23 protein-coding genes and 1 pseudogene are annotated in these 21,751 nt (G+C 60.6%); 21 read left to right on the top strand and 3 right to left on the bottom strand.

Annotated elements, in window-relative coordinates; translation table 11 throughout:
- Positions 1-317 precede the first annotated feature (317 nt).
- The 5 genes from JQ507_22920 (at position 318) to JQ507_22900 (ending at position 5,276) form a co-directional block, all read left to right on the top strand.
- A complete protein-coding gene (locus JQ507_22920) occupies positions 318-1,388 on the top strand; it encodes a tail fiber domain-containing protein (protein QRI67806.1) in 1,071 nt (356 codons plus the stop codon).
- A gap of 564 nt (positions 1,389-1,952) precedes the next feature.
- On the top strand, positions 1,953-3,146 hold the full coding sequence (locus JQ507_22915) for a hypothetical protein (GenBank protein QRI67805.1): 1,194 nt from the start codon (positions 1,953-1,955) through the stop codon (positions 3,144-3,146).
- Positions 3,147-3,306: 160 nt separating this feature from the next.
- Positions 3,307-3,570 (top strand): hypothetical protein, encoded by a 264-nt coding sequence (locus tag JQ507_22910; protein QRI67804.1) that lies wholly within the window; start codon positions 3,307-3,309, stop codon positions 3,568-3,570.
- An 8-nt stretch (positions 3,571-3,578) separates the two neighbouring features.
- Positions 3,579-4,085 carry a hypothetical protein gene (locus tag JQ507_22905; GenBank protein QRI67803.1) on the top strand — a complete coding sequence of 169 codons (507 nt, stop codon included), beginning with the start codon at positions 3,579-3,581 and terminating at the stop codon, positions 4,083-4,085.
- A gap of 201 nt (positions 4,086-4,286) precedes the next feature.
- Positions 4,287-5,276 carry a tail fiber protein gene (locus JQ507_22900; GenBank protein ID QRI67802.1) on the top strand — a complete coding sequence of 330 codons (990 nt, stop codon included), beginning with the start codon at positions 4,287-4,289 and terminating at the stop codon, positions 5,274-5,276.
- Here the strand turns inward: JQ507_22900 and JQ507_22895 are convergent.
- Positions 5,273-5,905 carry a hypothetical protein gene (locus tag JQ507_22895; protein QRI67801.1) on the bottom strand — a complete coding sequence of 211 codons (633 nt, stop codon included), beginning with the start codon at positions 5,903-5,905 and terminating at the stop codon, positions 5,273-5,275. The genes JQ507_22900 and JQ507_22895 overlap by 4 nt on opposite strands.
- 132 nt (positions 5,906-6,037) lie before the next feature.
- On the opposite strand from JQ507_22895, the gene JQ507_22890 reads away from it, so the two are divergent.
- The 8 genes and pseudogenes from JQ507_22890 to JQ507_22855 all read left to right on the top strand — a co-directional run bounded on the left by JQ507_22890 (position 6,038) and on the right by JQ507_22855 (position 11,086).
- The gene (locus JQ507_22890) at positions 6,038-6,742 is read left to right on the top strand and encodes a hypothetical protein (protein QRI67800.1); all 705 of its coding nucleotides are present in this window, start codon (positions 6,038-6,040) and stop codon (positions 6,740-6,742) included.
- A gap of 2 nt (positions 6,743-6,744) precedes the next feature.
- Positions 6,745-7,101 (top strand): hypothetical protein, encoded by a 357-nt coding sequence (locus JQ507_22885; GenBank protein ID QRI67799.1) that lies wholly within the window; start codon positions 6,745-6,747, stop codon positions 7,099-7,101.
- Positions 7,102-7,104: 3 nt separating this feature from the next.
- A complete protein-coding gene (locus JQ507_22880; protein QRI67798.1) occupies positions 7,105-7,488 on the top strand; it encodes a hypothetical protein in 384 nt (127 codons plus the stop codon).
- A gap of 4 nt (positions 7,489-7,492) precedes the next feature.
- Positions 7,493-7,786, top strand: coding sequence for a hypothetical protein (locus tag JQ507_22875; GenBank protein ID QRI67797.1), 294 nt, complete (start codon positions 7,493-7,495; stop codon positions 7,784-7,786).
- Between the two features lie 83 nt (positions 7,787-7,869).
- A complete protein-coding gene (locus JQ507_22870) occupies positions 7,870-8,316 on the top strand; it encodes a GNAT family N-acetyltransferase (protein ID QRI67796.1) in 447 nt (148 codons plus the stop codon).
- A gap of 300 nt (positions 8,317-8,616) precedes the next feature.
- Positions 8,617-9,838 (top strand): annotated as a pseudogene (locus JQ507_22865) (acyl-CoA dehydrogenase).
- 10 nt (positions 9,839-9,848) lie between these two features.
- Positions 9,849-10,403: a flavin reductase family protein gene (locus JQ507_22860; protein ID QRI67795.1), complete on the top strand. Its 555-nt coding sequence runs from the start codon at positions 9,849-9,851 to the stop codon at positions 10,401-10,403.
- Positions 10,400-11,086, top strand: a complete 687-nt coding sequence (locus JQ507_22855) for a TetR/AcrR family transcriptional regulator (protein QRI67794.1) — start codon at positions 10,400-10,402, stop codon at positions 11,084-11,086. Before JQ507_22860 ends, JQ507_22855 begins: the two co-directional genes overlap by 4 nt.
- Positions 11,087-11,092: 6 nt before the next feature.
- Here the strand turns inward: JQ507_22855 and JQ507_22850 are convergent, their stop codons facing one another.
- Together JQ507_22850 and JQ507_22845 are read right to left on the bottom strand one after the other, a co-directional pair.
- On the bottom strand, positions 11,093-11,968 hold the full coding sequence (locus tag JQ507_22850) for a polysaccharide deacetylase family protein (GenBank protein QRI67793.1): 876 nt from the start codon (positions 11,966-11,968) through the stop codon (positions 11,093-11,095).
- Positions 11,969-11,980: 12 nt separating this feature from the next.
- The gene (locus JQ507_22845; protein QRI73467.1) at positions 11,981-13,078 is read right to left on the bottom strand and encodes an LLM class flavin-dependent oxidoreductase; all 1,098 of its coding nucleotides are present in this window, start codon (positions 13,076-13,078) and stop codon (positions 11,981-11,983) included.
- Between the two features lie 168 nt (positions 13,079-13,246).
- Between JQ507_22845 and JQ507_22840 the strand changes: the two genes are divergently transcribed.
- The 8 genes from JQ507_22840 to JQ507_22805 all read left to right on the top strand — a co-directional run bounded on the left by JQ507_22840 (position 13,247) and on the right by JQ507_22805 (position 21,726).
- Positions 13,247-14,128, top strand: coding sequence for a xanthine dehydrogenase family protein subunit M (locus JQ507_22840; GenBank protein ID QRI67792.1), 882 nt, complete (start codon positions 13,247-13,249; stop codon positions 14,126-14,128).
- Positions 14,125-14,610 (top strand): (2Fe-2S)-binding protein, encoded by a 486-nt coding sequence (locus JQ507_22835; GenBank protein ID QRI67791.1) that lies wholly within the window; start codon positions 14,125-14,127, stop codon positions 14,608-14,610. The genes JQ507_22840 and JQ507_22835 overlap by 4 nt, the downstream gene beginning before the upstream one ends.
- Positions 14,607-16,997, top strand: a complete 2,391-nt coding sequence (locus JQ507_22830; GenBank protein ID QRI67790.1) for a xanthine dehydrogenase family protein — start codon at positions 14,607-14,609, stop codon at positions 16,995-16,997. Before JQ507_22835 ends, JQ507_22830 begins: the two co-directional genes overlap by 4 nt.
- Before the next feature lie 68 nt (positions 16,998-17,065).
- On the top strand, positions 17,066-18,319 hold the full coding sequence (locus JQ507_22825; GenBank protein ID QRI67789.1) for an ABC transporter substrate-binding protein: 1,254 nt from the start codon (positions 17,066-17,068) through the stop codon (positions 18,317-18,319).
- A 53-nt stretch (positions 18,320-18,372) separates the two neighbouring features.
- Positions 18,373-19,257 (top strand): branched-chain amino acid ABC transporter permease, encoded by an 885-nt coding sequence (locus JQ507_22820; protein ID QRI67788.1) that lies wholly within the window; start codon positions 18,373-18,375, stop codon positions 19,255-19,257.
- Positions 19,258-19,264: 7 nt separating this feature from the next.
- Complete coding sequence (locus tag JQ507_22815) at positions 19,265-20,251, top strand: branched-chain amino acid ABC transporter permease (protein ID QRI67787.1); 987 nt, start codon at positions 19,265-19,267, stop codon at positions 20,249-20,251.
- Positions 20,248-21,018, top strand: a complete 771-nt coding sequence (locus tag JQ507_22810; GenBank protein ID QRI67786.1) for an ABC transporter ATP-binding protein — start codon at positions 20,248-20,250, stop codon at positions 21,016-21,018. Before JQ507_22815 ends, JQ507_22810 begins: the two co-directional genes overlap by 4 nt.
- 3 nt (positions 21,019-21,021) lie before the next feature.
- Positions 21,022-21,726, top strand: coding sequence for an ABC transporter ATP-binding protein (locus tag JQ507_22805; protein QRI67785.1), 705 nt, complete (start codon positions 21,022-21,024; stop codon positions 21,724-21,726).
- The last annotated feature ends 25 nt before the right edge of the window (positions 21,727-21,751 follow it).

Genomic DNA, 21,751 nt, shown 5'->3' with positions numbered 1-21,751 from the left:
AATGATGGAGCAGGCGGGAGACTAGAACGGTGCTAACCGCGGGCGCGTCATCGCCGCCAGGACGCAGAGCTGGCGTTCCAGCGGTACCGAATTCTCCGGTAGCAGCAAGTGGTCTCGCGAGCGAGCAGGCGCCCGCCGAGCGGTCACTTTTGGGGCTGGTGAGCAGGGAGCCGGTGCAATTCCTGCCGGTACCTATCTTCGACACACGTCGATAGATCAATCCAACCGCCGGTCGTCGCAAAGCGTGCCGGACGCCTGCATCCGATGCAGTGCGACTGCATTTGCTTGTCAATCAAACCATGAAAGGAAGGCATCCGATGGGTGGCCAATCTTCATCGACCCAAACGCAGCAGTCGCAAACCGCTCCATGGGCAGCGGCACAGCCGATGTTGCAGAACATTCTGAGCCAACTTGGCACAGGACTGAACAACACGGGGGCGACGGCAGCGGAAACCGGCGCACTCAACACGCTACAGAGCAACGCCGCGCTGGGCAATCCGTACGCGGGTCAGATCGGTGGATATGCGCAGTCGCTGTTGAACGGCGGCAGTGCGAATGCGCAGGCCGGAAACGTGCAGGACAATCTTGCGACGTTGCAACGACAGCTCACGCCTTATGCCAATGGCAGCATGATCGGAAACAATCCGGCACTGACGGCGCAATTGGCGCAGATCCGGAGCGATGTCGGCAACAGCATCAACTCGCAGTTCGCCGCGGCGGGGCGTGACCTCAGCGGAGCCAACCAGATGGCCTATGGGCGCGGGGTTGCCGCCGCGGAGGCCCCGGTGATAGCCGCGCAATACAACCAGGATGTCGCCAACCAGCTCAATGCGGCGAATGCGCTCTACGGAGCCGGCAACACCACTGCGAATACGCTCAGCGGTATGCAACAGAACTATCTCACCAACCAGGGCCAAGGCGTGACCGCGGCACAATCTGCGCTCGATGCGCAGAACTACGGCGCCAACGCAACGCTCGCGGCGGAGGCGCAGCGGCGCGGCATTCCGGTGCAAGCGTTGAGCCTGCTCGCGCAGATCGGCGTACCGATCGCGCAACTCGGCCAGCAGAGCAACGGGACGACGAATACCACTCAGCAATTGTCCGGAGCGCAGCAGTTCGGGGCGATTGCTAACGGCATCGGCAGCCTGTTCAAGTTCATGCCGTCTGACATGCGGCTGAAGGAAGATATAGCTGCCGTCGGCGCGCTGTTCGATGGGACGCCGGTCTACGGCTATCGCTACAAGGGAGCGCCCGCTTACCACATCGGCCTGATGGCGCAGGATGTGGAGCTGACTGCGCCGCATGCTGTCCTGGAGATCAACGGCTACAAGGCGGTCGACTATCGCGCCGCGACCGAGAGCTCCCGCAAGCTCGGCGAGGCACGCTAATGGGATTGCTTGACGACTACCTGAACTTTGATCCAGGGCATTTTGAACCAGGTGGAGGATTGTATGGGCGGCTGCTCTCCCTGCAGCCGCAGCTGAGCTTCGACCAGCCCGCGCCAGGATCTCCGTTTCCGCCCGTTCCCGTCGCGGCGAGTCCCGGTCTGCCGGCAAACAATCGCGAAACAGCCCTGGTCGATGGAGCGCCAGTACCCGCTTCACCTCAGACGGCGCCCTCAAGCTGGCCGCGTGACGATGGACAGACGCTCAACATGCGAATTGGGGACTATTGGATGCCGCAATTCGGCCGCGCGGAGCCTCCTGCGCCGGCTACCGCGCCGACATTCGGCGATCGATTGAACGCCGGTTTTCAGAGCTGGGCACATACCCCGTTAGGCAATCCATTCGCAGCGCTCGCCAACGGCATTACGGGCTTTAACACCGGTCAGCGTTCGGTTGGCTGGACTGGCCAACCCACCCCTGAGACTCCCGACGATCAAGGCACGTCGACGCCGGGGATCATGCCTGGTCGAGGCCCAGCCGCTTACCTGCGAAGGAGAGGTCTGAACAATGTCCGATGAATCAAGCAACGATCTGACTGGTGCGGCGCACGATCTCGCAATCGCCGGTTACAAGGCGATGCCGGACCGGAAGTCGGACGAACAAGGGGCGATCGGCAGCGACACTGCGTCCCTTCGTGAAGCCGCGGAAAAGATCTCCGAGCAATCTGGGGACGTGGTTGTCAGGCAGTATCGTGACGCGGAGGGCAAACCCGCCGCGGCGAATGAAGCCGTAACCCTAAGCCGTGCGAGCCGTGACTACGCGGCCGCGGTTGCGGCCGAGAAGCTGATCGCCGACAGCGAAGGTGCCGACCGATTGGCCGAACGGGTGGACGCGTTGCGTGCGGAGGCGCTCGCAAAGAACCCGGAAGCGGCCGAATTCTACGGTTTCGAGCTGCCCGACGCGGACCTGGATGGTGTCGAGCTAAACAAGGACCACGCGGGGACGGAAGGCGCCGAAGCCGGTTTCGGCGGGGGTCTCGATCCCGCCTTGGCGAAGGCGCTGGAGCATCCCCAGGTACGTCAGGCGATCGATGAGGAGATTGCAGAGACGCACAAGGTCCGGCAGGGCTATCTCGATGCCCTGACCGGCGCGACGCAGATCGCGCAAGCAAGCTTCATCAACCAGTTCCCTGAGCTCGTCGGCATTCCGTTTGAAAACTTGCCTGGCGTCCTCGAACAGTTGTCGCGGCAGGATCCCGCGAAATTCGCACATGTTCAGAGCGCGATCGCGGCAACGGACCAGCTCCTTGCGCAACATCGGCAGGAGAGCCAACGGCAGACTGAAGCCGCGCATCGCGCCTTTCGCGCTCACGCGAAATCAGAGGACGCGCGCTTCGACGCCATGCTCAAGGGAGAACCCGTCGAGACCCAGCGCGCCGTGATGCAGGAGATCATCGCGTCGGCCAGGGCGAGTGGAATCGAGGCTTCCGAGCTGACGCATTTGCTCAACACCGAACCGCTGATGCGCAACGCCGCCTTCCAGCGAATGATGTATGATGCGGGAAAGTATCGTCTCATGATGAAGGCGAAGGATTCCGTCACGACCAGGCCACTGCCGCCGGTGCAGCGACCTGGCTCCGCGGCGTCACGCGGCGAGCGTGAGAACGCGGATCTTCGGACCCTCAACGCGAGGCTTTCGAGCACCGGCGACATCAAGGACGCCGTAGCGCTTTATCATGCGCGGAAGGCCATCAGGCGCTGATGCGTTAGACTCGGAAGCTATTTGTGCTGCCTGGTTAGCGGATGAGTCATGCGGCAACCGCCGGTTGGCTCCCCGGTCCCTTCCTGCTCTCGACGACGTTCGGCGGCTAGCTAACTCGATGGATGTTCACCAATTCAGTTCTCTTCAATTGGGTTTTGAAATGACAGACGACCGTAATCTTCTCGAGTACGCAGAATCCATCACGGAAAAGGCCTGTGGCCAGCCTGCTACCATTGACGATATCGCCGACAACTTTGCGCTCTATGGCCTGAACAAGCGCGTGGTCGCCCTGGATGGGCTCGAAGCCGAGCTCGACGGAGAGATCGGTTCAGGCTCGCATAGTCTTAGGCGTCATGTGCGCCTCCAGGAGCTGCGGCGGAGAATGACAAGCCTCCACCACGCATTGCGCAGGGCGAAGCGCTGAAGCAGACGATGGGTAACCCCGTGCTGGCAGCGCTCGCGCAGGCTCGTTTGCAGGCTGCGCCGACATTTGTCCGCTGGTGCGCGTTGCGTGGCGTGACCCCATGTCCGGCCGTGCCCGACGCCGTTGCCCGGTTCGTGGCCGACTGCGCGTCCCTCGGTATCGAGCGGCTCTGGCCGGCCGTGCAGGAGATCTCGAAGATGCACGTATCGGCGGGTCTCGCCGACCCGACGCTCGGAGGACCGGTAGCCTCCGCCATCGCCCAGATTTCCGGCATCGAACCGCCGAGATCCTGGCCGGACGATCGCAAGAGGCGCTTTCGGTTACTGCCTTACGATCTGCAGATATTCGTCGCCGCCCATGAGACACGTCGCGACAAGGCGTTGCGGCGCGCTCAGAACGCAGCGGCGTTAGCGCTGCGGCAACTTGAAGCGCTGCAGCGAACACCTCGCACAGAGTTAGAAGGGATCCAGGATGAGACCAGCACGCACACCACCCCTCGAAAGCCGCATCAATGAACTTCGTGTCGAAATTGAAGCCATCATCGATGCACGGGCACGGGCCGTAGCCGCGGAAAGCCCCGGCGTGCCAGTGGGCGTGATCCGCAACCTCCTGATCGCGCGAGCTCCGGCTTGTCCGTGCACACAATATCTCCAACTCGGTCGCGCGGAATAGCGGCGTGACGTCCGCCCATCGACGAATTCATCAAGGAAGGTATCATGACTCTCTTTAAGTGGTCGCGCGTGGCGGCCTCGGATGCGACCGCCGACAGCTCAATCAATTGGCAGGAGGGGCAGGCTCCGTCGAGCGTCAATGACTCTGCCCGTGCGATGATGGCGGCGACCGCGAAGTATCGCGACGATATCGCCGGCGCGATCGTTACGAGTGGATCTAGCACCTCGTACGCGCTGTCCAGCTATCAGCAATTCGACAGCTTCACGAGCCTAAACGGCGCGATGATTGCGTTCACGCCACATATCACCAACGGAGGGATAACCGTCATCAACGTGGATGGGCTCGGCAACCGTCCGCTGAGAACCGCGCCTGGCGTCGAGTTGCAAGCCGGCGTTATTATCCAAGGTACGCCCTATGCTGCTACCTACAATAACTCCGATGCAGCATGGTACCTGCATGGCTTCTTTGGCAATCCGTACAATGTACCGCTTGCGGCCGGAATGGACTATTGGGCACCCACCGCTCCGAACAGCTCGTTTGTCTTTCCGATCGGACAGGCGATTTCGCGTGTGACTTATGCGACGCTGTTTTCCTTCATTGGAACGCTTTACGGGAGCGGTGACGGCTCGACCACATTCAACCTGCCCGACAAGCGTGGGCGGGCATCCGTGGCGGCCGATGGAGGAACTGGCCGAATTTCCGGCCTAGTATTTAACTCGTTGGTTGCTGGTGGAGTAGGCGGTTCTCAAACGCAGACGCTCAGTGTTGTAAACCTGCCGCCCTATACTCCATCTGGATATGTAAGCAGTGTAATTTCTACAAACGTGAACCGTACCGGAATTGGTTACTCAGGAGGCGGAAACCAGGCATGGATGACGGTTCCAGACGGATTCACATACAATCTTGGCGCTGGCACAATGAGCGGAATTGCCGTGTCAAGCGCTTTCGTCGGTGTTGCGCAGGGCGGTATTAACCAACCGTTTTCAACAGTTCAACCCTCGATTGTCTGCAACTACATTATGCGGATCGTCTAGCTGTTTAGATCTGTAACTGCCGCAATGATTGCCGTCCTCCAAGCGGCGTATCCGGAGGCGCTCAAGTGAACGTCATTCGGAAATGTTGATCCCGCCGGCACGTTAAGCTCGATAAAGCGGATGCATTCGCTTGCGGCGGCTGCTTTGATCTCGGCGTTCTTTTCGTTGGCTCCGTCCTGCGGCGTTACCCCAACCGCAAGCAGAAGTGCAGACGTTCCCCTCAGCTTTTGTAACAGCGAGCGATAGCCAGTGCGAATGGTGCCTAGTTGATTGTTTGTCCCGAGTTCAATGACGATGACGGATGGCTTGTGATCGTCTAGGAGCGAAAGCGCTATCGAATTGAAGTCATCAACGGTTGCTCCCGCTATCCCGGCGTTGACCACCGGGCGGCCGGCGATCGCTTCGGGAAGGCGCGCCATTTCCGTGATGCTGTCACCCATGAATACGATCGGGCGGTCCAAGCCGCTTAAGGCATACCGGATCGCCGTTTTTCGGACGTCCTGATGGTCATGGAACGTGTGGCGGGTTACTTCGCCGAAGCGTTTTCGCATGCGCTGCAGTTCCGAGAAGCTCGCGCCGAACGCGACAAACAGAACTGCAGATACCAACCAGGGCAGGGCACGCTTCATTTCGTGCACTGCTTAGCACCACAACCCACGATAGACAATCTTGAGAAACTGAAAAGTCCTCCAGTAAAATAATACCATAATCGAATTGTTAGCTCATGCCGATCTCCTAGCGCCTGCTCCATTGGAGATATTATGACCGAACTCGTTGCCCTAAAGGTCGCGAATGCGAGCCGCTGGGCGAGGGCCCAGTTAACACGAAGCTCTTTGTCAGTTGCGAGGCGACTTGTCGCACCGCACGCCAAGGCTCGCTACCAAACTGTATCAGCCAGGACCGGCGTCCCCTGGTTCTTCATTGCGGTTGTCCATGAGCGCGAAGCCTCCCAGAACTGGAACACGCAGCTTGGGCAGGGTGATCCGCTCGGAAGCGTCTCTGTTCACGTGCCGAAGGGAAGGGGCCCTTTTAGGACCTGGGAAGACGGTGCCTATGATGCGCTAGTCAACTGCGCGCCCTTCGCCGCTCGCAACCAGGATTGGTCGATCGGCGGCACGCTGACCATGCTCGAGCGATACAACGGGCTCGGCTACGCTGCTCGGGGACGGCCGTCGCCCTACATCTGGTCCGGCACGGATCAGTACGTGTCGGGCAAATACGTTCGGGACGGGGTCTACGACGCCAACGTCGTGGATCAGCAGTTGGGCTGCGCCGGATTGTTGGCGGCGATGATGCATCTCGACCCGACCATCACCTTCTCGGGGGCGAAGATCATCCCTGCACCAAGGTCGCCTTCGCCGCCTCGGAAACCACCTCCGGTCACCCCATCGATCTGCACTCCTGCCAAAGGCTCCCTCGGAGCCTTTTTTGTTGACCTCTTCAAATTTCTCTTCGGAAAGAAATGACCATGCTTTGGCTTTTCCTCACCTTGCCCGGACTGCTTTGCGCCTACCTCATCGTCCTGCGGCCGATCCTGCACGCAATTCCAGCCCTCAAGTCGTTTTACGTCGAGGCCGATACGTTCTGGGGCAAGGCCTGGGCGCTGACCGGACGATCGGTGACCGTGGTTTGGGGCCTGTTGCTGACCGGTATTGGAACCGTCTTCCAGTGGCTTGATCCGATCGCGTCGGCTCTCGGCGATCCAGACCTCAAGTCCCAAGTCATGGAAGCGCTGAAGAACAATCCCCAATATCTCGCCTACACCATGATCGGGATCTCGACGATCACGATCGTCGCCCGGTTGCGGTCGATGGGAAAGAGCTGATTGATGTGGATGGCTATTCTTTCCTTCCTTGGGGGCCCCGTCATCAAGGGGCTCATCGATGCGTATCAGGCCAAGCTGAAGGCCGGCAACATTGACAGCAAGATCGCTGCCGATCTTGCTGCAAGCGAGATCGCCGCACAGACGGCCGAAATGCAGATACACAATCAACTGAAGATCGCCGAGATCGGTCACGCCTTGGAGCCGGAGAAATTGGCCTTCTATGTCACTTTGGTATTCTTTGCCAAATGCGTCATCTGGGACAAGGTTCTCGGGCTTGGGACGACGCCGCAGCTCACCGGAGATGTCAGCACCTGGGCCGGCATGATCATGGGTTTCTACTTTGGAAAGCGTACGTTTGAGAATGTCGCGCGCATCATACGACGGTGATCCAATGCACGAGGCGGATATCAAAGCGATCGTGATGGAGACACTGATTGAACAAGATCGAGTGCGCCGAAGCGATATCGACGCCGTGGTGGTCAAGACCATCGCGACTGTCTTGACTTCGTTCGGCTTTGAAGAGGGAGATCGACGCGAGCTGCGCGCCGATTTCCAACACCTGCGGCGATGGCGACGAAGCGTCGAGCAGGCGCAGAGTTATACGTTTAAGGCGGTGATCACCGTCATTGCCACGGGTTTTCTCGGAGCGGTTTGGCTGGGCATCAAAGCCACTCTCGGAAAGTAACCTTCCTCGCCCCGCGCGAGTTGACACGTTCAGGTCGTAGATCTGGGCACCTTGGCCGGTCATGAAACTCTTGAGGTGCGGCAATGTATCGGATTCGCGAAGTCGATTCGCATGATGACGAGGTCTCGGACTCACTCACCGAGCTTCATCAGCTGATATTCTGTGACGGGACCCGTGTGCCGGATTTTGAGCATGGGCATTGGTGGATGGCTTTCCGTGAAACGAAGCCAATCGCGTTTGCTGGCGTTATTCCCTCGACTCATGTTGCCAACGCTGGATATCTTTGCCGAGTCGGCGTTGCGATGCCGCATTGCGGCCACGGCCTTCAAGTGCGCCTTACTCGGGCACTGGAGGCACGAGCGCGGCGTGCCGGCTGTACAACGATTGTTTCGGATACGACCGATAATGTTTTCTCGGCTAACAATTTTATCCGGCAGGGCTACCGGTTGTTCGAGCCTGTCTCGCCCTGGGCATGGCACCACACGCTGTATTGGCGAAAGGAGCTCGTCCAATTCCGCGCGGCGAGTTGAGCCCCGTCGACAGTTCGACGACTTGGGGCGCCTGGTGGTCGAATGGCCACCGGGCTTCTCTGCGTTGCTGGTTCACAGGTAGCCCTTCGGCAAACCGGCGATTGTTAACCGAAGCCGTCTGTCGCGCACTGACCAGTCACGGCCGTAAGCGCCGCCTCAACGGGGGCAGCGGCGGCAGTTCCGTGTCTTGAATGCGCTGCAGGCGGGGTTACGCGTCTTGATCTCCGGTAATCGCTCGATAAACTGTGCCGACCTTTCCGATCGTGCGAATGCTTTGGAGATCGAACGAAGGAAGAGACCATGGTTGAGGTTGGCCGCGGGCTCGACGCGAAGCTGGCGCCGGATCGGGATGATTATTCGCTGATGGTCGCACGAGCGAAAGCGCTTGTTCCGACCTTGCGTGAACGGGCCGCGCGAACCGAAGAGCTGCGCCGCTTGCCACCTGAGACCGAGCGGGATCTGCACGACAGCGGGCTCTTTCGAATCCTGCAGCACAAGCGCGTCGGGGGAAAGCGAACTCGACTATGTTGCGCTCGTCGATTGCGCCGATGCCCTCGGGCAGGGCGACGCCTCGGTCTCTTGGAATTTTGCCTATCTTGCGAGCCACCACTGGATGCTGGGTATGTTTGCGCCGGCGGCACAGAGCACGGTGTGGGGAGAGGACCCGGATACGCTAATCGCCTCCTCCTTTGTCTTCCCGGCCGGTCGAGCCAGGAAGACGCGTGCCGGATACGTGCTGAGTGGTCATCGGCCCGTCTCGTCGGGGGTCGTAGCATGTGGTTGGAACATGCTGGCGAGCGTGGTTGCCTCGGATGATGAGGCCGACGGTGTCGATTATCGGCTATTCCTGTTGAACAGACGGGACTACGCCGTTGACGATACCTGGAATGCGGCTGGTTTGCGTGGAACGTGATCGAACGATGTGCGAGTGGTCGATGCATTCGTTCCTCAGCATATGACGGTTGCCGTCAGCGATCTTGCGGGTGGTGCAACGCTTGGCAGCATCGCCAATCCGAACGGGCTCTACATGCTTCGGGTCTTCTCGTCGTTTCCTTACGCCTTGTCCGGAGTCGGCCTGGGAAATGCGCAGGCGTGCCTTGACGACTATGTCGAGATCGCGCGATACCGCGCCTCGACATATGACCGTGCCAAGATCGGAGACCTGCAGAGCACACAGATCAAGATCGCTGAAGCGTCGGCGAAGATAGATGCCGCGCGGCTGATCATGCGTACGAACTGTTTGAACGTGCTTGCGGGGGTTCGGCTTGGGGATGTTCCGGGCATTGCTGCGAAAACGAAGCTGCGGCGCGATGGTGCGTTTGCGGTCAATCTCTGCACCGAAGCGGTGTCCCTCTTGTTTGCTGCGAGCGGTGCGCGCAGCCTGTTCACCTCGGGCGCGTTGCAACGTCAATTCCGCGATGCGCATGGGGTGAACTCGCATCTTGCTTTTAATTTCGACGCGGCGGGCACCAATTATGGGCGCGTGGCACTTGGGCTGCCATCCGAAAACCTGACGCTTTGAGGCTGGCCGGATGTCTGACTCACCCAAACATCGACCGGAACCGGCCAGTGAGCTCGCAAGCGACAGTTCGACGATCGATCCTCGTGACTTCCGCAATGCGCTCGGTACATTCGCGACCGGCGTGACGATCGTCACCGCGATGTCGGCCGACGGACGGCCGTACGGGATTACGTGCAATTCCTTCGCGTCGGTATCGCTCAATCCGCCGCTGGTGCTGTGGAGCCTCGGGATGTTTTCGCAGGGGCTGCCGATCTTCCAGAATGCCAGCCATTTCACGGTCAACGTTCTTGACGCCTCGCAGCAGGGGCTGGCGATGCAGTTTGCCAGATCGTCGGGTGACAAGTTTGCGGGTGTGAAGTGGAGTCCCGGCCTCGGGAATGCCCCGGTACTTGCCGACGTCGCCGCAAGTTTACAGTGCCGGGCCACGAACCGCTACTACGGCGGCGATCACGTCATTTTCCTGGGAGCGGTCGAGGCCTACGCCTATGGCCCCAGCAATCCGCTGCTGTTCGCGCGGGGAAGCTTTGGCCGGTCCTTGGCTGACGATGGCAGCGAGCCATCATGAATCGGAAGATGCCCGTCAAACGAGTTCGTGCTAAGCGAAAGCGGCTGTCAGCTGCTGACCGTCGCAGTGAATTCGTCACCAAAGCGACCGAGCTTTTTGCAGAGGAGGGATTTGGCGGCGGCACGCGTGCGCTGGCCCGCAAACTCGGCGTGACCCAGCCGTTGCTTTATCGGTATTTCCCGAGCAAGGACGATCTCATTCGAGAAGTCTACCGCAAGGTCTATCTCGAGCCCCTCGAGATCGGCTGGGAGAAATTGCTGTCGGATCGGTCGCGTCCGCTCCGCGTGCGATTGCAGGAATTCTACGAAGCTTATACGGACGCCATCTTCAATCGAAGATGGCTGAGGATCTATCTTTACTCGGGGCTGAAGGGTCTCGATATCAACCGCTGGTATGTTGGCATGGTCAAGGACAAGATCCTGACCCGCATTCTCAGGGAATGCCGCCACGACGCCGGCCTCGCGACGCAGAACAAGCCGAGCGCTGCCGAGTTGGAGCTCGCTTGGGTGTTTCACGGCGGCATCTTCTACTACGGTGTACGCAAGTACATCTACGAAGCGCCGGTCCTTGATGACAAGTCGCGGATGATCAGTGACGCGCTGGACATCTTCCTTGCGGGATTTGAGCGGATGGCGGAGAGCGCGACCGATCGCCGGCGGGCGCCGATCGAGGTCGTCGGCTGAGCCGGATTACTTCGCTGCCATCTGGTCCCGATACCAATCGCCGATTTCGCTCGCCGTCATCAGTGCCACGCCGTCGTGGCCGACGACGTAATCGAGCAGGGCTTCGAGGTACTTGATTCGATGTGGGACACCTGTGATGTAGGGATGCACCGAGATAGCCATGACGCGGGCATTCTCTGCGCCTTCAAGATACAGCCGATCAAACTGGTCGGTGCAGCGCGTCAGGAACTGTTCCGACGGCAGGTGCTGCAGCGCGTGAATGACAATATCATTGGTCTCGACCGAATATGGAATCGTCGTCACGATTCCGTGCGGCGTAGCGATCTCCTGCGGAAGATCGTCAATCACCCAATCGGCCACGTATTCAATTCCGTTCAGACGGAGGAGATCGAGCGTTTCTTCGGTTTCGGTCAGGCCCGGGCTCTCCCATGATCGCGGTGGCTTGCCGGCAAAACCGGCTATGGTGTCGACCGCACGCTTGATCGCGTCCGCCTGGTTCTCGACCTTGTGCATCGGGCCCTGGACGAAACCGTGTCCCATGAATTCGAAACCCGCCTCGAGCGCTGCGGACGCCACACGCGGATAGCTGTTGCAGACGTTGGCGTTCGCAGCCAGCGTCACCGGTATGTTTCGGTCGGTGAGGGCCTTGAATTGCCGCCAGAAGCCGGCACGCATGCCGTATTCATGCCACGACCAGTTCGGAACGTCTGGTAGCAAGGGCTGGCCCATCGGCGGGCTCAGCACGGTACGTGGCATCGGATTCCCGATGCGCCATTCCTCGACATTGAGGATGACCCAGACGGCAAGTTTTTTGCCACCCGGCAGTGTCAATTTCGGCCGGTCGACCTGTGCTTGGTACGGAACGCGATCGGTGAATGCCATGTCGAGACTCCCTTACGTCGACGAGCTGGCGCCGCCGGCATTGATGCGCGGCAAGACCTTCTCCGCCATCAGGATCATCGATTGGCGGCCGAGCTCGCGGTCCTTCCAGTCCTTGCCGGCATAGAGCAAGGTTCCGAAAGGGCCGGTCTCCTGCTGGAACGATAACAACTGGTCGGCCACACTTTCGGGTGTGCCGTAGATGATCAGCTTGTTGCAGATCGACTCAAGTGTAACCTCCGCGTCAGGTTGTTCCCGCCGCGTCTTGAACAGCTCAAGCCGGCCACTGCGCTTCAGCTTCGTGAACAGCTGGTGATAGTAATACACGTAGGGACCATCGGGCGCCGTGGCGTAGGCCTTCGCCGTAGCTGCGTCCTTTGCCACGAACACGCTCTTGGCTACGCGCCAATTGGCAGGGGCGGCTGCCCGGTTCACACGCTCGCAACCTTCGACGTATTTGGGCCAGTGACTCCGTACCCAGGCCGGCATCAGGAAGTTTGCCGAGATCGGATCCCAGCCGCGTGCCGCGGCCTCCGTAACGCCCTTTGAGAACGGCGCGACCGCCGTCACCACGATCGGCGGGTGAGGGGCTTGCAACGGGCGGGCAACTACGCCCTGGCCAATGTCTTCGATCAGAGTCCTTTTGACCGAGACATTCCAATATTTGCCTTGCAGATCATAGGGCGGCTTGCCGCCCCAGATATCGAGGACCTGATTGATCGCCTCGATGAACATGGCATTGCGGTCGGCGTCGAGATTGCCGAAGATCTCCGCGTCGGACAGCAATCCGCCAGGGCTTATTCCAAATATGAAGCGGCCATCGAGCATATGATCGAGCATGGCCACGGATGCCGCGACCGCCGCCGGATGGCTGTTCGGCAGGTTGATCGTGCCGGTCCCAAGCTTGATCTGCTTGGTCGCCGCTGCGAGCCAGGCAATGAACGCGATGCTGGAGGTGATGTTTTCGGCCTTGTCGGTGGCATGCTCCCCGACATACGCTTCGGTAAAGCCGAGCTCATCCGCCAGCAGGAAGGCTTCCCGATCCTCGCGGAGCGATTGCCGCCAGTCCTTGTCGAGAGGATGGATCGGCATCGTAAAGAAACCGAGCTTCATGATCCTCCTCCTCGTGCGTTGAACTTTAGTTGGTAAGGAACCTGCGGCCTTCACAGGACGAAGACAAGCCCCGCTGCACAAATAATCACTCGATAACCAAGCTTGACCTTTGCACAAGGCGGTTCTCTAATCGGCCGAACCAAAATTGGGCCGGGAGGCCACGCCCATATGAAAGCTGCGGCTTTCGCCTATGCCCGTGCGACCAGCGTCGTAAATGCGCTGGAACTGCTTGCCGCACATGGCGACAGGGCGAAGGTTCTATCGGGCGGCCAGAGCCTGATGCCAGCGATGAATCTCCGGCTGCTGTCCCCGGAGCTACTGGTCGATATCGGCGGCCTCGCCGAGTTGCGCGGCATTGCGTTGAAGGGAGACGTCCTGGTCGTTGGCGCGCTGACCCGGTATGTCGACTTGCTCAGATCGCCGGAGATTGCGCTGCATGCTCCACTGTTGCTGAATGCCGTCAGCCACGTTGCCCATCCCGCCATTCGCAACCGCGGAACGATTGGCGGTAGCCTCGCTCACGCCGATCCCGCGTCGGAGCTGCCGGCCTGTGTTGTTGCGCTTGATGCCGCGATAGTTGCTCGCGGTCCAACGGGCGAGCGGCGGATTGCTGCGACCGAATTTTTCAAGGGAATCTACGAAACGGCGCTGTCGCCGGACGAATTGCTTGTCGCGGTCGAGGTGCCGATCGCGGGCCAGGGCTCGACGTACTTCTTTCAAGAATATGCCCGGCGCCATGGCGACTACGCCGTCGTTGGTCTCGCTGCGCGTGCTGTCGTCGCAGCTGGCCGGTTTTCGGATCTTCGGCTCGGCTTCTTTGCGGTTGGCGAACGGCCTCTGCTGGCAACTGCTGCCGCAAAGCTCATCAATGCATCCGTGACGCCGGCGCTGCTTGCAGAAGCTGCGACGGCGCTGGCCGACGAACTTGAGCCGCAAGAGGATCAACAGGCGAGTCCGGCGATGCGCCGACACCTCGCCACAGTCTTGCTCCGGCGCTGCGTGGCCGCATTGCTGGCGCGGTCCGAGCTGGACGCGGGAGGAGCCAGGTGAGCACTCCGGTGTCGGTTTCGCTTATCGTCAACGGCGAACCCATCGATGCCTTCGTCTTGCCGCGGCTCAATCTTGCGGATTTCCTTCGGGAGAATTTGAAACTGACTGGGACCCACGTTGGTTGCGAGCACGGCGTCTGCGGCGCCTGCACCGTCCGGATCGATGGTGAGATCATTCGCTCCTGTCTGATGTTGACGGTCCAGGCGCAGGGCGCGTCGGTTGAGACGATCGAGGGGCTGTCCGACAGCGGCGAGATCGCCGATCTTCAGGCGGCATTTCGCGAACGCAACGCATTGCAGTGCGGCTACTGTACCCCCGGGATGCTGATGACGGCACAGGACTTGCTGAACCATGTGTCCGTACCTGATCGTCAGGCGATCCGCGAGCACCTGTCCGGCAACTATTGCCGCTGCACCGGCTATCAGGCCATTGTGGACGCTGTCGAGGCGACAGCCAAGACCCGTGCGGCGCGGCGAACATGACCGTAACCGGTGCGCCAACGCAGACACTTTCGGTGCTCGATCGTCCGAATTCCTATATCGGCAAGACGGTGCCGCGGCCGAACCTGGACAGGTTGCTGCAAGGACGCGGGCAGTACGTCAGTGACCTGGAATTGCCGCGGATGGCGCATGTGGTGTTTCTGCGATCGCCGCATGCCCACGCCAGGATCGTGGCGATCGACGCCGACGCGGCACGGCGTATGTCCGGCGTCATTTCCATCGTCACGGGCCCTGAGCTTGAAGCTGTCGTCACGCCTTGGGTCGGTGTCCTCTCGCATCTGAAGGGATTGAAGTCGGCCCCGCAGCACGCGATCGCGGTCGACCGGGTCTGCTGGCAGGGTGAGGCGGTCGCGGCGATTGTCGCTACCAGTCGGGCGGCGGCTGAAGATGCCATGGAGCATGTTGCCGTCGACTACGAGGAACTCGAGGCCGTCACCGACATGCGTACTGCGCTCGATCCAGCAACGCCAGTCATTCACGCGTCTCTTGGTGACAATCTTGCCTTTGAACGGACCTTCAATGCAGGCGATGTCGACCATGCGTTGGCGGAATCGGAGGTGGTCGAGGCCGACTTCATCTTTGGGCGCCACACCGGAGTGACGCTTGAACCGCGGGCTGTTGTTGCCGACTGGAATGCGGCCGAGGCACGGCTCACAATCTATCAGGGCACGCAAGCTCCCCACATGGTGCAGAACATCGCGGCCTTGCATCTCGGGCTAAGTGAGGCGCAGGTCCGGGTGGTTTGCAAGGATGTCGGCGGTTCGTTCGGCATCAAGGTTCATATCTACGCCGACGAAATGGCGACATACGCGTTGTCCAGGCTGCTGCGGCGGCCGGTTAAGTTTGTTGCGGACCGTATCGAAAGCTTCAATACGGACATTCACGCCCGCGACCACCAATGCAGGGGACGGATCGGCGTCCGGCCGGACGGTAACATCACCGCCTTCGAGATCGACGACCTGACGGGGATCGGCCCCTATTCGATGTATCCGCGCACCAGCGCTATCGAGGCCAACCAGGTGGTCAATCTGGTTGGCGGGCCGTATGTCACCCCGAACTATCGGGCGCGAGCGCGCGTTGTCTTCCAGAACAAGAACGTGATGTGTCAGTACCGAGCAGTCGGACACCCGATTGCCTGTTCCGTCACCGAGGGTCTGATCGACCTTGCCGCGGCGAGGATCGGCATGGACCCTGTCGAGATCCGCCGGCGCAACTTGATCCCCGACGATGCCTATCCTTGCGCATCCCCATCCGGCATGAAGTTCGAGCAACTTTCGCATCACGCCTCGTTGGCCAAGCTGCTGCAGATGATGGACTACGACGCCCTGCGTGCTGAGCAAGCGGCCCTGCGAACCAGAAACGTCCACCGGGGCATCGGAGTCGCGACCTTCATTGAGGTAACCAATCCCAGTGCCGCCTTTTACGGCGTCGGCGGCGCGAAGATTTCGTCCCAGGATGGCGTTGCGGTACGACTTGACGCGCAGGGCTCGGTGATCTGCCAGACCAGCATCACGGAACAGGGACAAGGGTCGGAATCGCTGACTGCCCAGATCGTGGGCAGTGTGCTTGGCGTTTCGATGGACCGGGTGCGAGTGATTCTGGGCGACACCGACAATACGCCCTACGGCGGGGGCACCTGGGCTTCGCGCGGCGCAGGCATCGGCGGCGAGGCCGCGTTGCAAGCCGCCAAGGCTCTGCGCCAGAACATTCTGGATGTTGCCGCGGTCATCCTGCAATCGACCCCGGCCGCGCTCGATATCTCCGACAACCGCATCGTCAACGCCGACGACGGAGCGCCACGGATCGAGTTGAGTGAGTTGGCGCGGACTGTCTATTTTCGACCAGACACTCTCCCGCAGGGGATCCAGCCGGAGTTGATGGCGACCCGGCATTTCGTGCCGCGGCAATATCCCTTTGCGTTCACTAACGGCGTTCAGGCGTCGTGGCTCGAGGTCGATACCGAGACAGGATTCGTGACGCTGCTGAAGCATTGGGTCGTCGAAGACTGCGGCACCATCGTCAACCCGCAACTGGTCGACGAGCAGATCCGGGGCGGGGTCGTGCAGGGGTTCGGCGCGGCGTTGTTCGAGAAATGCATCTATGACGAACGCGGTCAGCTGACCAACGCCAGCATGGCGGACTATTTGGTCCCGATGTCTGGCGAGATGCCCGACATCGAGGTGGGCCACGTGGTGTCCCCGACGCAGGAGTCGGAGCTGGGAGCAAAAGGGGCGGGCGAGGCTGGTACGGCCGGCGCTGCGGCCGCGGTTGCCAACGCGGTCAATGATGCGCTGCGGCCGTTCGGCGCAACAATTACCGAGATTCCGCTCACGCCTCAGGTTATCCTGACGGCCTTGGGACGAATCTGAGGTGGAGGCGTTCCAGGCAAAGACAAGACGATAAGCAAAACACAGACAGTTCTTGGGGAGGAATAGTCATGACGAAGAAGGTCGCCAAAGCCGGATCGATATCGCGGCGTCGTCTGCTGACGACTGCAAGTGCTGGCGCCGCTCTCGCCGTCTCGCCGTTTCGCATCAATCTGCTGCAGGCGGAGGAAGCACCGATCAAGATCGGCTTCCCCGTTCCTTTGACCGGCCCCTATGGCGCCGAGGCCCAAGATCAGGTACGGGCCGGTCAATTGGCTGTCGCCCAATTCAATGATGCCGGCGGCCTCAATGGCCGCAAGGCCGAGCTCGTCGTGCGCGATGACAAGCTCAATCCCGGTGAGGCGGCGACGCGGACATTGGAGCTGGTCGAGAAGGAGAAAGTGAACTTCGTCGTCGGAAGCCTATCGGCGGCGGTTCAGCTCGCGATCAACAACGTCACCAAGGAACGTGGCGTCATCTTCAATTCGATCAGCCAGTCCGACGCCATCAACGAGGCCGCGGACTTCAGCAAATACACATTCCACGAAGCGTTGAACCCGCACATGACGTCGGGTGCGGTCGGTCGCTATGCCTTCGCGAAATTCGGCAAGAAGGTTGCGTTCCTCACGGCGGACTACGCCTACGGCCACGAGATGGTGCGCGGCTTCCTCGAGGTCGGCAAGGAATTCAACATCGAGAGCCTCGGCGACATCCGCCATCCCTTGGGAACGACCGATTTCTCCACCTTGCTTCCGCGTCTCCAGGCGCTCAAGCCCGACATTCTCTGCATCAGCAATTTCGGTCGCGACCAGCAGATCGCGCTGAAGCAGGCAACCGACTTCGGGCTCAAGAAATCCATCCAGATCATTGCACCGCTGCTCTCGCATGCCAGCCGCGTCGCCGCCGGGCCGCAGGCGTTTGACGGCGTCGTCGGCGGCTGCTCGTTCTATTGGGGGATCGAGGACAAGTTCGCCTCGACCAAGGCGTTCAATGACGCATTCCGCCAGATGTACGACGGCAAGCTGCCAACCGACTACGGTGCGCTCGGCTACGGCGGCGTGCGGACCGTGCTCGAGGCGGTCAAGGGTGCCGGCAGTGTCGAGACCGACAAGGTCGTCACTGCACTGGAAGCGCTCAAGTATGACTACTACAAGGGAACGCAATATTATCGCAAATGCGATCACCAGTCGGTGCAGTCGGTGCTCGTGATCAAGTCGAAGTCCAAGGACATGAAGAACGAGTCCGATGTGTTCGAGGTTCTGGCCACCGAGGAACCTAATGAGAAGAACCTGCGCACCTGCGAAGCGCTCGGCCACAAGGGCTGAGCCATGCGCCGGCGCGCGCCGCGTGGCGGTGCGCGTCGTGCCGAGGGGAACAAATGGCGGGCCTGAGCTTTGACCTGATTGCGCTGCAATTGTTTGCCGGGCTGGCGCTCGGCGCGATCTACGTTCTGTTTGCAATCGGCCTTTCGCTGATCTTCGGAATGCTGACGGTCGTCAACTTCGCCCATGGCGCCTTTTACATGGTCGGCGCCTATGTCGGGCTTTATCTGATCTCGATCGGGGGCAATTTCTGGATCTGCCTCTCGGCTGTTCCGATCGTGATCGGCTTGTTCGGCCTTGCTGTTGAGCGCGTGCTGATCCGGCCGCTTTATGGCCGCGGCATCGACTATCCGCTGTTGCTGACCTTCGGGCTGAGCTACGTGATGGTCGAATGCGTGCGCATTGCCTTTGGCAAGACCGGCTATCCCTTCGACACACCCGAGCTTCTGCAAGGCGCTGTCGATATCGGCGTTGGCTATTTTCCGCTCTACCGCCTGTTCGTGATTGGCGCGACGGCCGTGGTCCTGCTGGCACTCTGGCTGTTCCTCGAGAAGACCAGCTTCGGGCTGATTATCCGCGCCGGCGCGCGAGACCCGCAGATCGTCCGTGTCCTTGGCGTCGATGTTTCCAGGGTCTGGTTGATCGTGTTCGGGATTGGTACCGCGATCGCTGGATTTGCCGGCCTGCTGGCTGCCCCGCTTCAGGGCGTCATTCCGGAGATGGGCGGCACGATTCTCGCCGAAGCTTTCGTGGTGACGGTCGTGGGCGGAATGGGGTCGATCGGCGGTGCCGTATTGGCGGGGCTCCTGGTCGGGGTGGTGGTCAGCATGACCTCGCTGTTTGCACCCGAGATGGCCAAGGTCTCGATCTTTGCCCTGATGGCGATCGTTCTCATTGTTCGTCCCCAAGGCTTTTTCGGCCGCGCCGGATTGATGAGCTGAGCGCGGCATGACCGAAACCGTTCAATCAATCAAACAGCCTCGTGCCACGACGGGAGGTTGGTACGAATTCGCAACGCGACATCGTGCCAGCATTGCTGCGGCGGTCGTCCTGGTCTTCCCGTTGCTGATGCCGTTCACGGCGCTTGCCGTGAACATCTTGATCTATGGGTTGTACGCCCTCGGATTCAACCTCGTGTTTGGCTACCTGGGACTTCTGTCGTTTGGTCATGCGGCGTTGTTCGGGACCGGTGCCTATCTCTGCGGCATCGCCATCGTGCACCTCGGCTGGCCATGGTATGCGGCGATTGCGGCTGGGGTCGCTGGTGGCCTGTTGATGGCGCTGGTGGTCGGCGTGCTCGCGATCAGGACCCGCGGCATCTACTTCGCCATGGTCACAATGGCGCTCTCGCAGTGTGTCTATTACCTCTTCTATCAGGCGATCGACTTGACTGGCGGTGAGAATGGACTTCGCGGCATCAATGTCCGCACCATCGATCTGTTAGGTCTGCGGATCGATTTCATCAATCCGATGATCCGATACTACGTCGTTGCGGCGTTCGTGATCGCGGCATTCTTTGTGATGTCGCGTATTCTCGCGTCGCCATTCGGTGCCGTCATTGAAGCGGTGCGGGAGAACGAGATGAGGGCCCGCGCGTCGGGCTATGATGTCACCCTGACGCGATTGCTGACCTTCGTCCTGTCGGGCGGTTTATGCGGTCTCGCGGGTGCCTTGCAGGCGCTGCACTTGTCGATCGTTCCGATCGAGATCCTGCACTACGAGACGTCAGGCCTCGTGGTGATGATCGCTCTTCTTGGCGGCATGGGGACGTTCTTCGGGCCGATGATCGGCGCTGCGGTCTTCCTGGTCCTGGAGAACATCGTCTCCGTCTGGACCGTTCACTGGCAACTGATCGTCGGCGCCATCTTCATTGCATGCGTGCTGTTCTTCCCCGCAGGCATCTGGGGCACGCTGATCGCGCGGGGCAGGCGATGACGGCTGCAGCAGGCCAAGCGAGCGAGACCATCCTGCGCACCAGGGGTGTCGGCAAGACGTTCGGGAAGTTTGTCGCCCTCAACAATATCTCAGCCGAGTTCTCGAGGGGAGCGATCACCTCGATCATCGGTCCGAACGGGGCTGGAAAGAGCACGTATTTCAACTTGCTGTGCGGCGCCTTTCCGCCCACTAAGGGCAGGGTCGAATTCGAGGGCAAGGATGTCACGGGCCAGCCCCAGCACCGCTTTGCCCACATGGGGATCGCAAAATCGTTTCAGATCACCAGCGTGTTTCCACAGCTCACGACGCGTGAGAACATCCGTGTCGGACTGCAGGCATTGGTGTCGCGATACGACATCTGGCGTCCCCGTGCGCGTTTGACCGAACTGGTCGAGCGGGCCGACGAGTTATTGGCTCTGGTCGGGTTGTGGGAGTCCCGGGAGCGCGCGGCCAAGACGCTGGCACATGGTGAGCAGCGGGCGCTGGAGATCGGCATGGCGCTTGCGAGCCAACCCCGTTTGCTGCTGCTCGACGAGCCCACGGCCGGGATGAGCCCGGAAGAAACCCGGACCATGATGGATCTGATCGTGAAGCTCGCGAGGGAGCGCACGGTGATCCTCGTCGAGCACAAGATGAAGCTGGTGCTCGGGATCAGCGATCGCATCCTCGTGCTGCACCACGGCGAACTGCTTGCCGAGGGAACGCCACAGGAGGTTCGGCAGAACGAGGCGGTAAAGCGTGTCTATCTCGGTCAGCGGGAGCACTGAGGGATGCTGCGGATCAGCAAGCTCAATGCCTGGTATGGTGCAAGCCACGCGCTGCAGGACATCAGTCTCGATGTGACCAAAGGCGAGATCGTCTGCCTGATCGGCCGCAATGGCGCCGGCAAGACCACGACGCTGAAATCGATCATGGGCCTGATGGGGCGGACGCGCGGTTCGGTGACCTTCAAGGGCGAGGAGCTGCTGAACCGGCCGGCGCACGTGCGCTTCGCGTTGGGGCTCGCCTACGTTCCCGAAGAGCGGCGGATCGTGCAGGGACTGTCAGTGCGAGAGAATTTGCGGCTTGGCCTGGTGGCATCGAGGCAAAAGAAGCGCGAGGCGGAACTGATCGACGAGATCGCAATGATATTCCCGCGGCTGGCGGAACGCATGGATCAGGATGCGGTGACGATGTCCGGCGGAGAGCAGCAGATGCTGGCGATCGCGCGGGCAATGATCGCAAAGCCCGACCTGATCATGCTGGATGAGCCTTCGGAGGGCATCATGCCCGTGCTGGTCGACGAGATGTTCGAGCTGTTCCGCAGCATGAAGGCGCAGGGAACGACAGTTCTGTTGGTCGAGCAGAATGTCGAGCTTGCACTCGGTATCGCCGATCGAGCCTATGTGCTGGATCAAGGGGCCGTGGTGCACCAGGCCTCGGCGCGGGCGTTGCTCGCCGACGACGAGATCAAGGAGCGCTACTGCTCGGTGTGAGCAGGCGTTTCAGTCAGCGCTCCAG

It is taken from the genome of Bradyrhizobium sp. PSBB068 (assembly GCA_016839165.1).
Lineage (GTDB): Bacteria > Pseudomonadota > Alphaproteobacteria > Rhizobiales > Xanthobacteraceae > Bradyrhizobium.
The sequence above is the reverse complement of the archived record's forward strand: the minus strand, read 5'-3'. Positions and strand labels throughout refer to the sequence as shown.

Bases quoted from the DNA above. Each gene is read 5' to 3' on its own strand.
- JQ507_22920 (QRI67806.1), top strand. From the start codon at position 318: ATGGGTGGCCAATCTTCATCGACCCAAACGCAGCAGTCGCAAACCGCT.
- JQ507_22915 (QRI67805.1), top strand. From the start codon at position 1,953: ATGTCCGATGAATCAAGCAACGATCTGACTGGTGCGGCGCACGATCTC.
- JQ507_22910 (QRI67804.1), top strand. From the start codon at position 3,307: ATGACAGACGACCGTAATCTTCTCGAGTACGCAGAATCCATCACGGAA.
- JQ507_22905 (QRI67803.1), top strand. From the start codon at position 3,579: ATGGGTAACCCCGTGCTGGCAGCGCTCGCGCAGGCTCGTTTGCAGGCT.
- JQ507_22900 (QRI67802.1), top strand. From the start codon at position 4,287: ATGACTCTCTTTAAGTGGTCGCGCGTGGCGGCCTCGGATGCGACCGCC.
- JQ507_22895 (QRI67801.1), bottom strand. From the start codon at position 5,905: ATGAAGCGTGCCCTGCCCTGGTTGGTATCTGCAGTTCTGTTTGTCGCG.
- JQ507_22890 (QRI67800.1), top strand. From the start codon at position 6,038: ATGACCGAACTCGTTGCCCTAAAGGTCGCGAATGCGAGCCGCTGGGCG.
- JQ507_22885 (QRI67799.1), top strand. From the start codon at position 6,745: ATGCTTTGGCTTTTCCTCACCTTGCCCGGACTGCTTTGCGCCTACCTC.
- JQ507_22880 (QRI67798.1), top strand. From the start codon at position 7,105: ATGTGGATGGCTATTCTTTCCTTCCTTGGGGGCCCCGTCATCAAGGGG.
- JQ507_22875 (QRI67797.1), top strand. From the start codon at position 7,493: ATGCACGAGGCGGATATCAAAGCGATCGTGATGGAGACACTGATTGAA.
- JQ507_22870 (QRI67796.1), top strand. From the start codon at position 7,870: ATGTATCGGATTCGCGAAGTCGATTCGCATGATGACGAGGTCTCGGAC.
- JQ507_22860 (QRI67795.1), top strand. From the start codon at position 9,849: ATGTCTGACTCACCCAAACATCGACCGGAACCGGCCAGTGAGCTCGCA.
- JQ507_22855 (QRI67794.1), top strand. From the start codon at position 10,400: ATGAATCGGAAGATGCCCGTCAAACGAGTTCGTGCTAAGCGAAAGCGG.
- JQ507_22850 (QRI67793.1), bottom strand. From the start codon at position 11,968: ATGGCATTCACCGATCGCGTTCCGTACCAAGCACAGGTCGACCGGCCG.
- JQ507_22845 (QRI73467.1), bottom strand. From the start codon at position 13,078: ATGAAGCTCGGTTTCTTTACGATGCCGATCCATCCTCTCGACAAGGAC.
- JQ507_22840 (QRI67792.1), top strand. From the start codon at position 13,247: ATGAAAGCTGCGGCTTTCGCCTATGCCCGTGCGACCAGCGTCGTAAAT.
- JQ507_22830 (QRI67790.1), top strand. From the start codon at position 14,607: ATGACCGTAACCGGTGCGCCAACGCAGACACTTTCGGTGCTCGATCGT.
- JQ507_22825 (QRI67789.1), top strand. From the start codon at position 17,066: ATGACGAAGAAGGTCGCCAAAGCCGGATCGATATCGCGGCGTCGTCTG.
- JQ507_22820 (QRI67788.1), top strand. From the start codon at position 18,373: ATGGCGGGCCTGAGCTTTGACCTGATTGCGCTGCAATTGTTTGCCGGG.
- JQ507_22815 (QRI67787.1), top strand. From the start codon at position 19,265: ATGACCGAAACCGTTCAATCAATCAAACAGCCTCGTGCCACGACGGGA.
- JQ507_22810 (QRI67786.1), top strand. From the start codon at position 20,248: ATGACGGCTGCAGCAGGCCAAGCGAGCGAGACCATCCTGCGCACCAGG.
- JQ507_22805 (QRI67785.1), top strand. From the start codon at position 21,022: ATGCTGCGGATCAGCAAGCTCAATGCCTGGTATGGTGCAAGCCACGCG.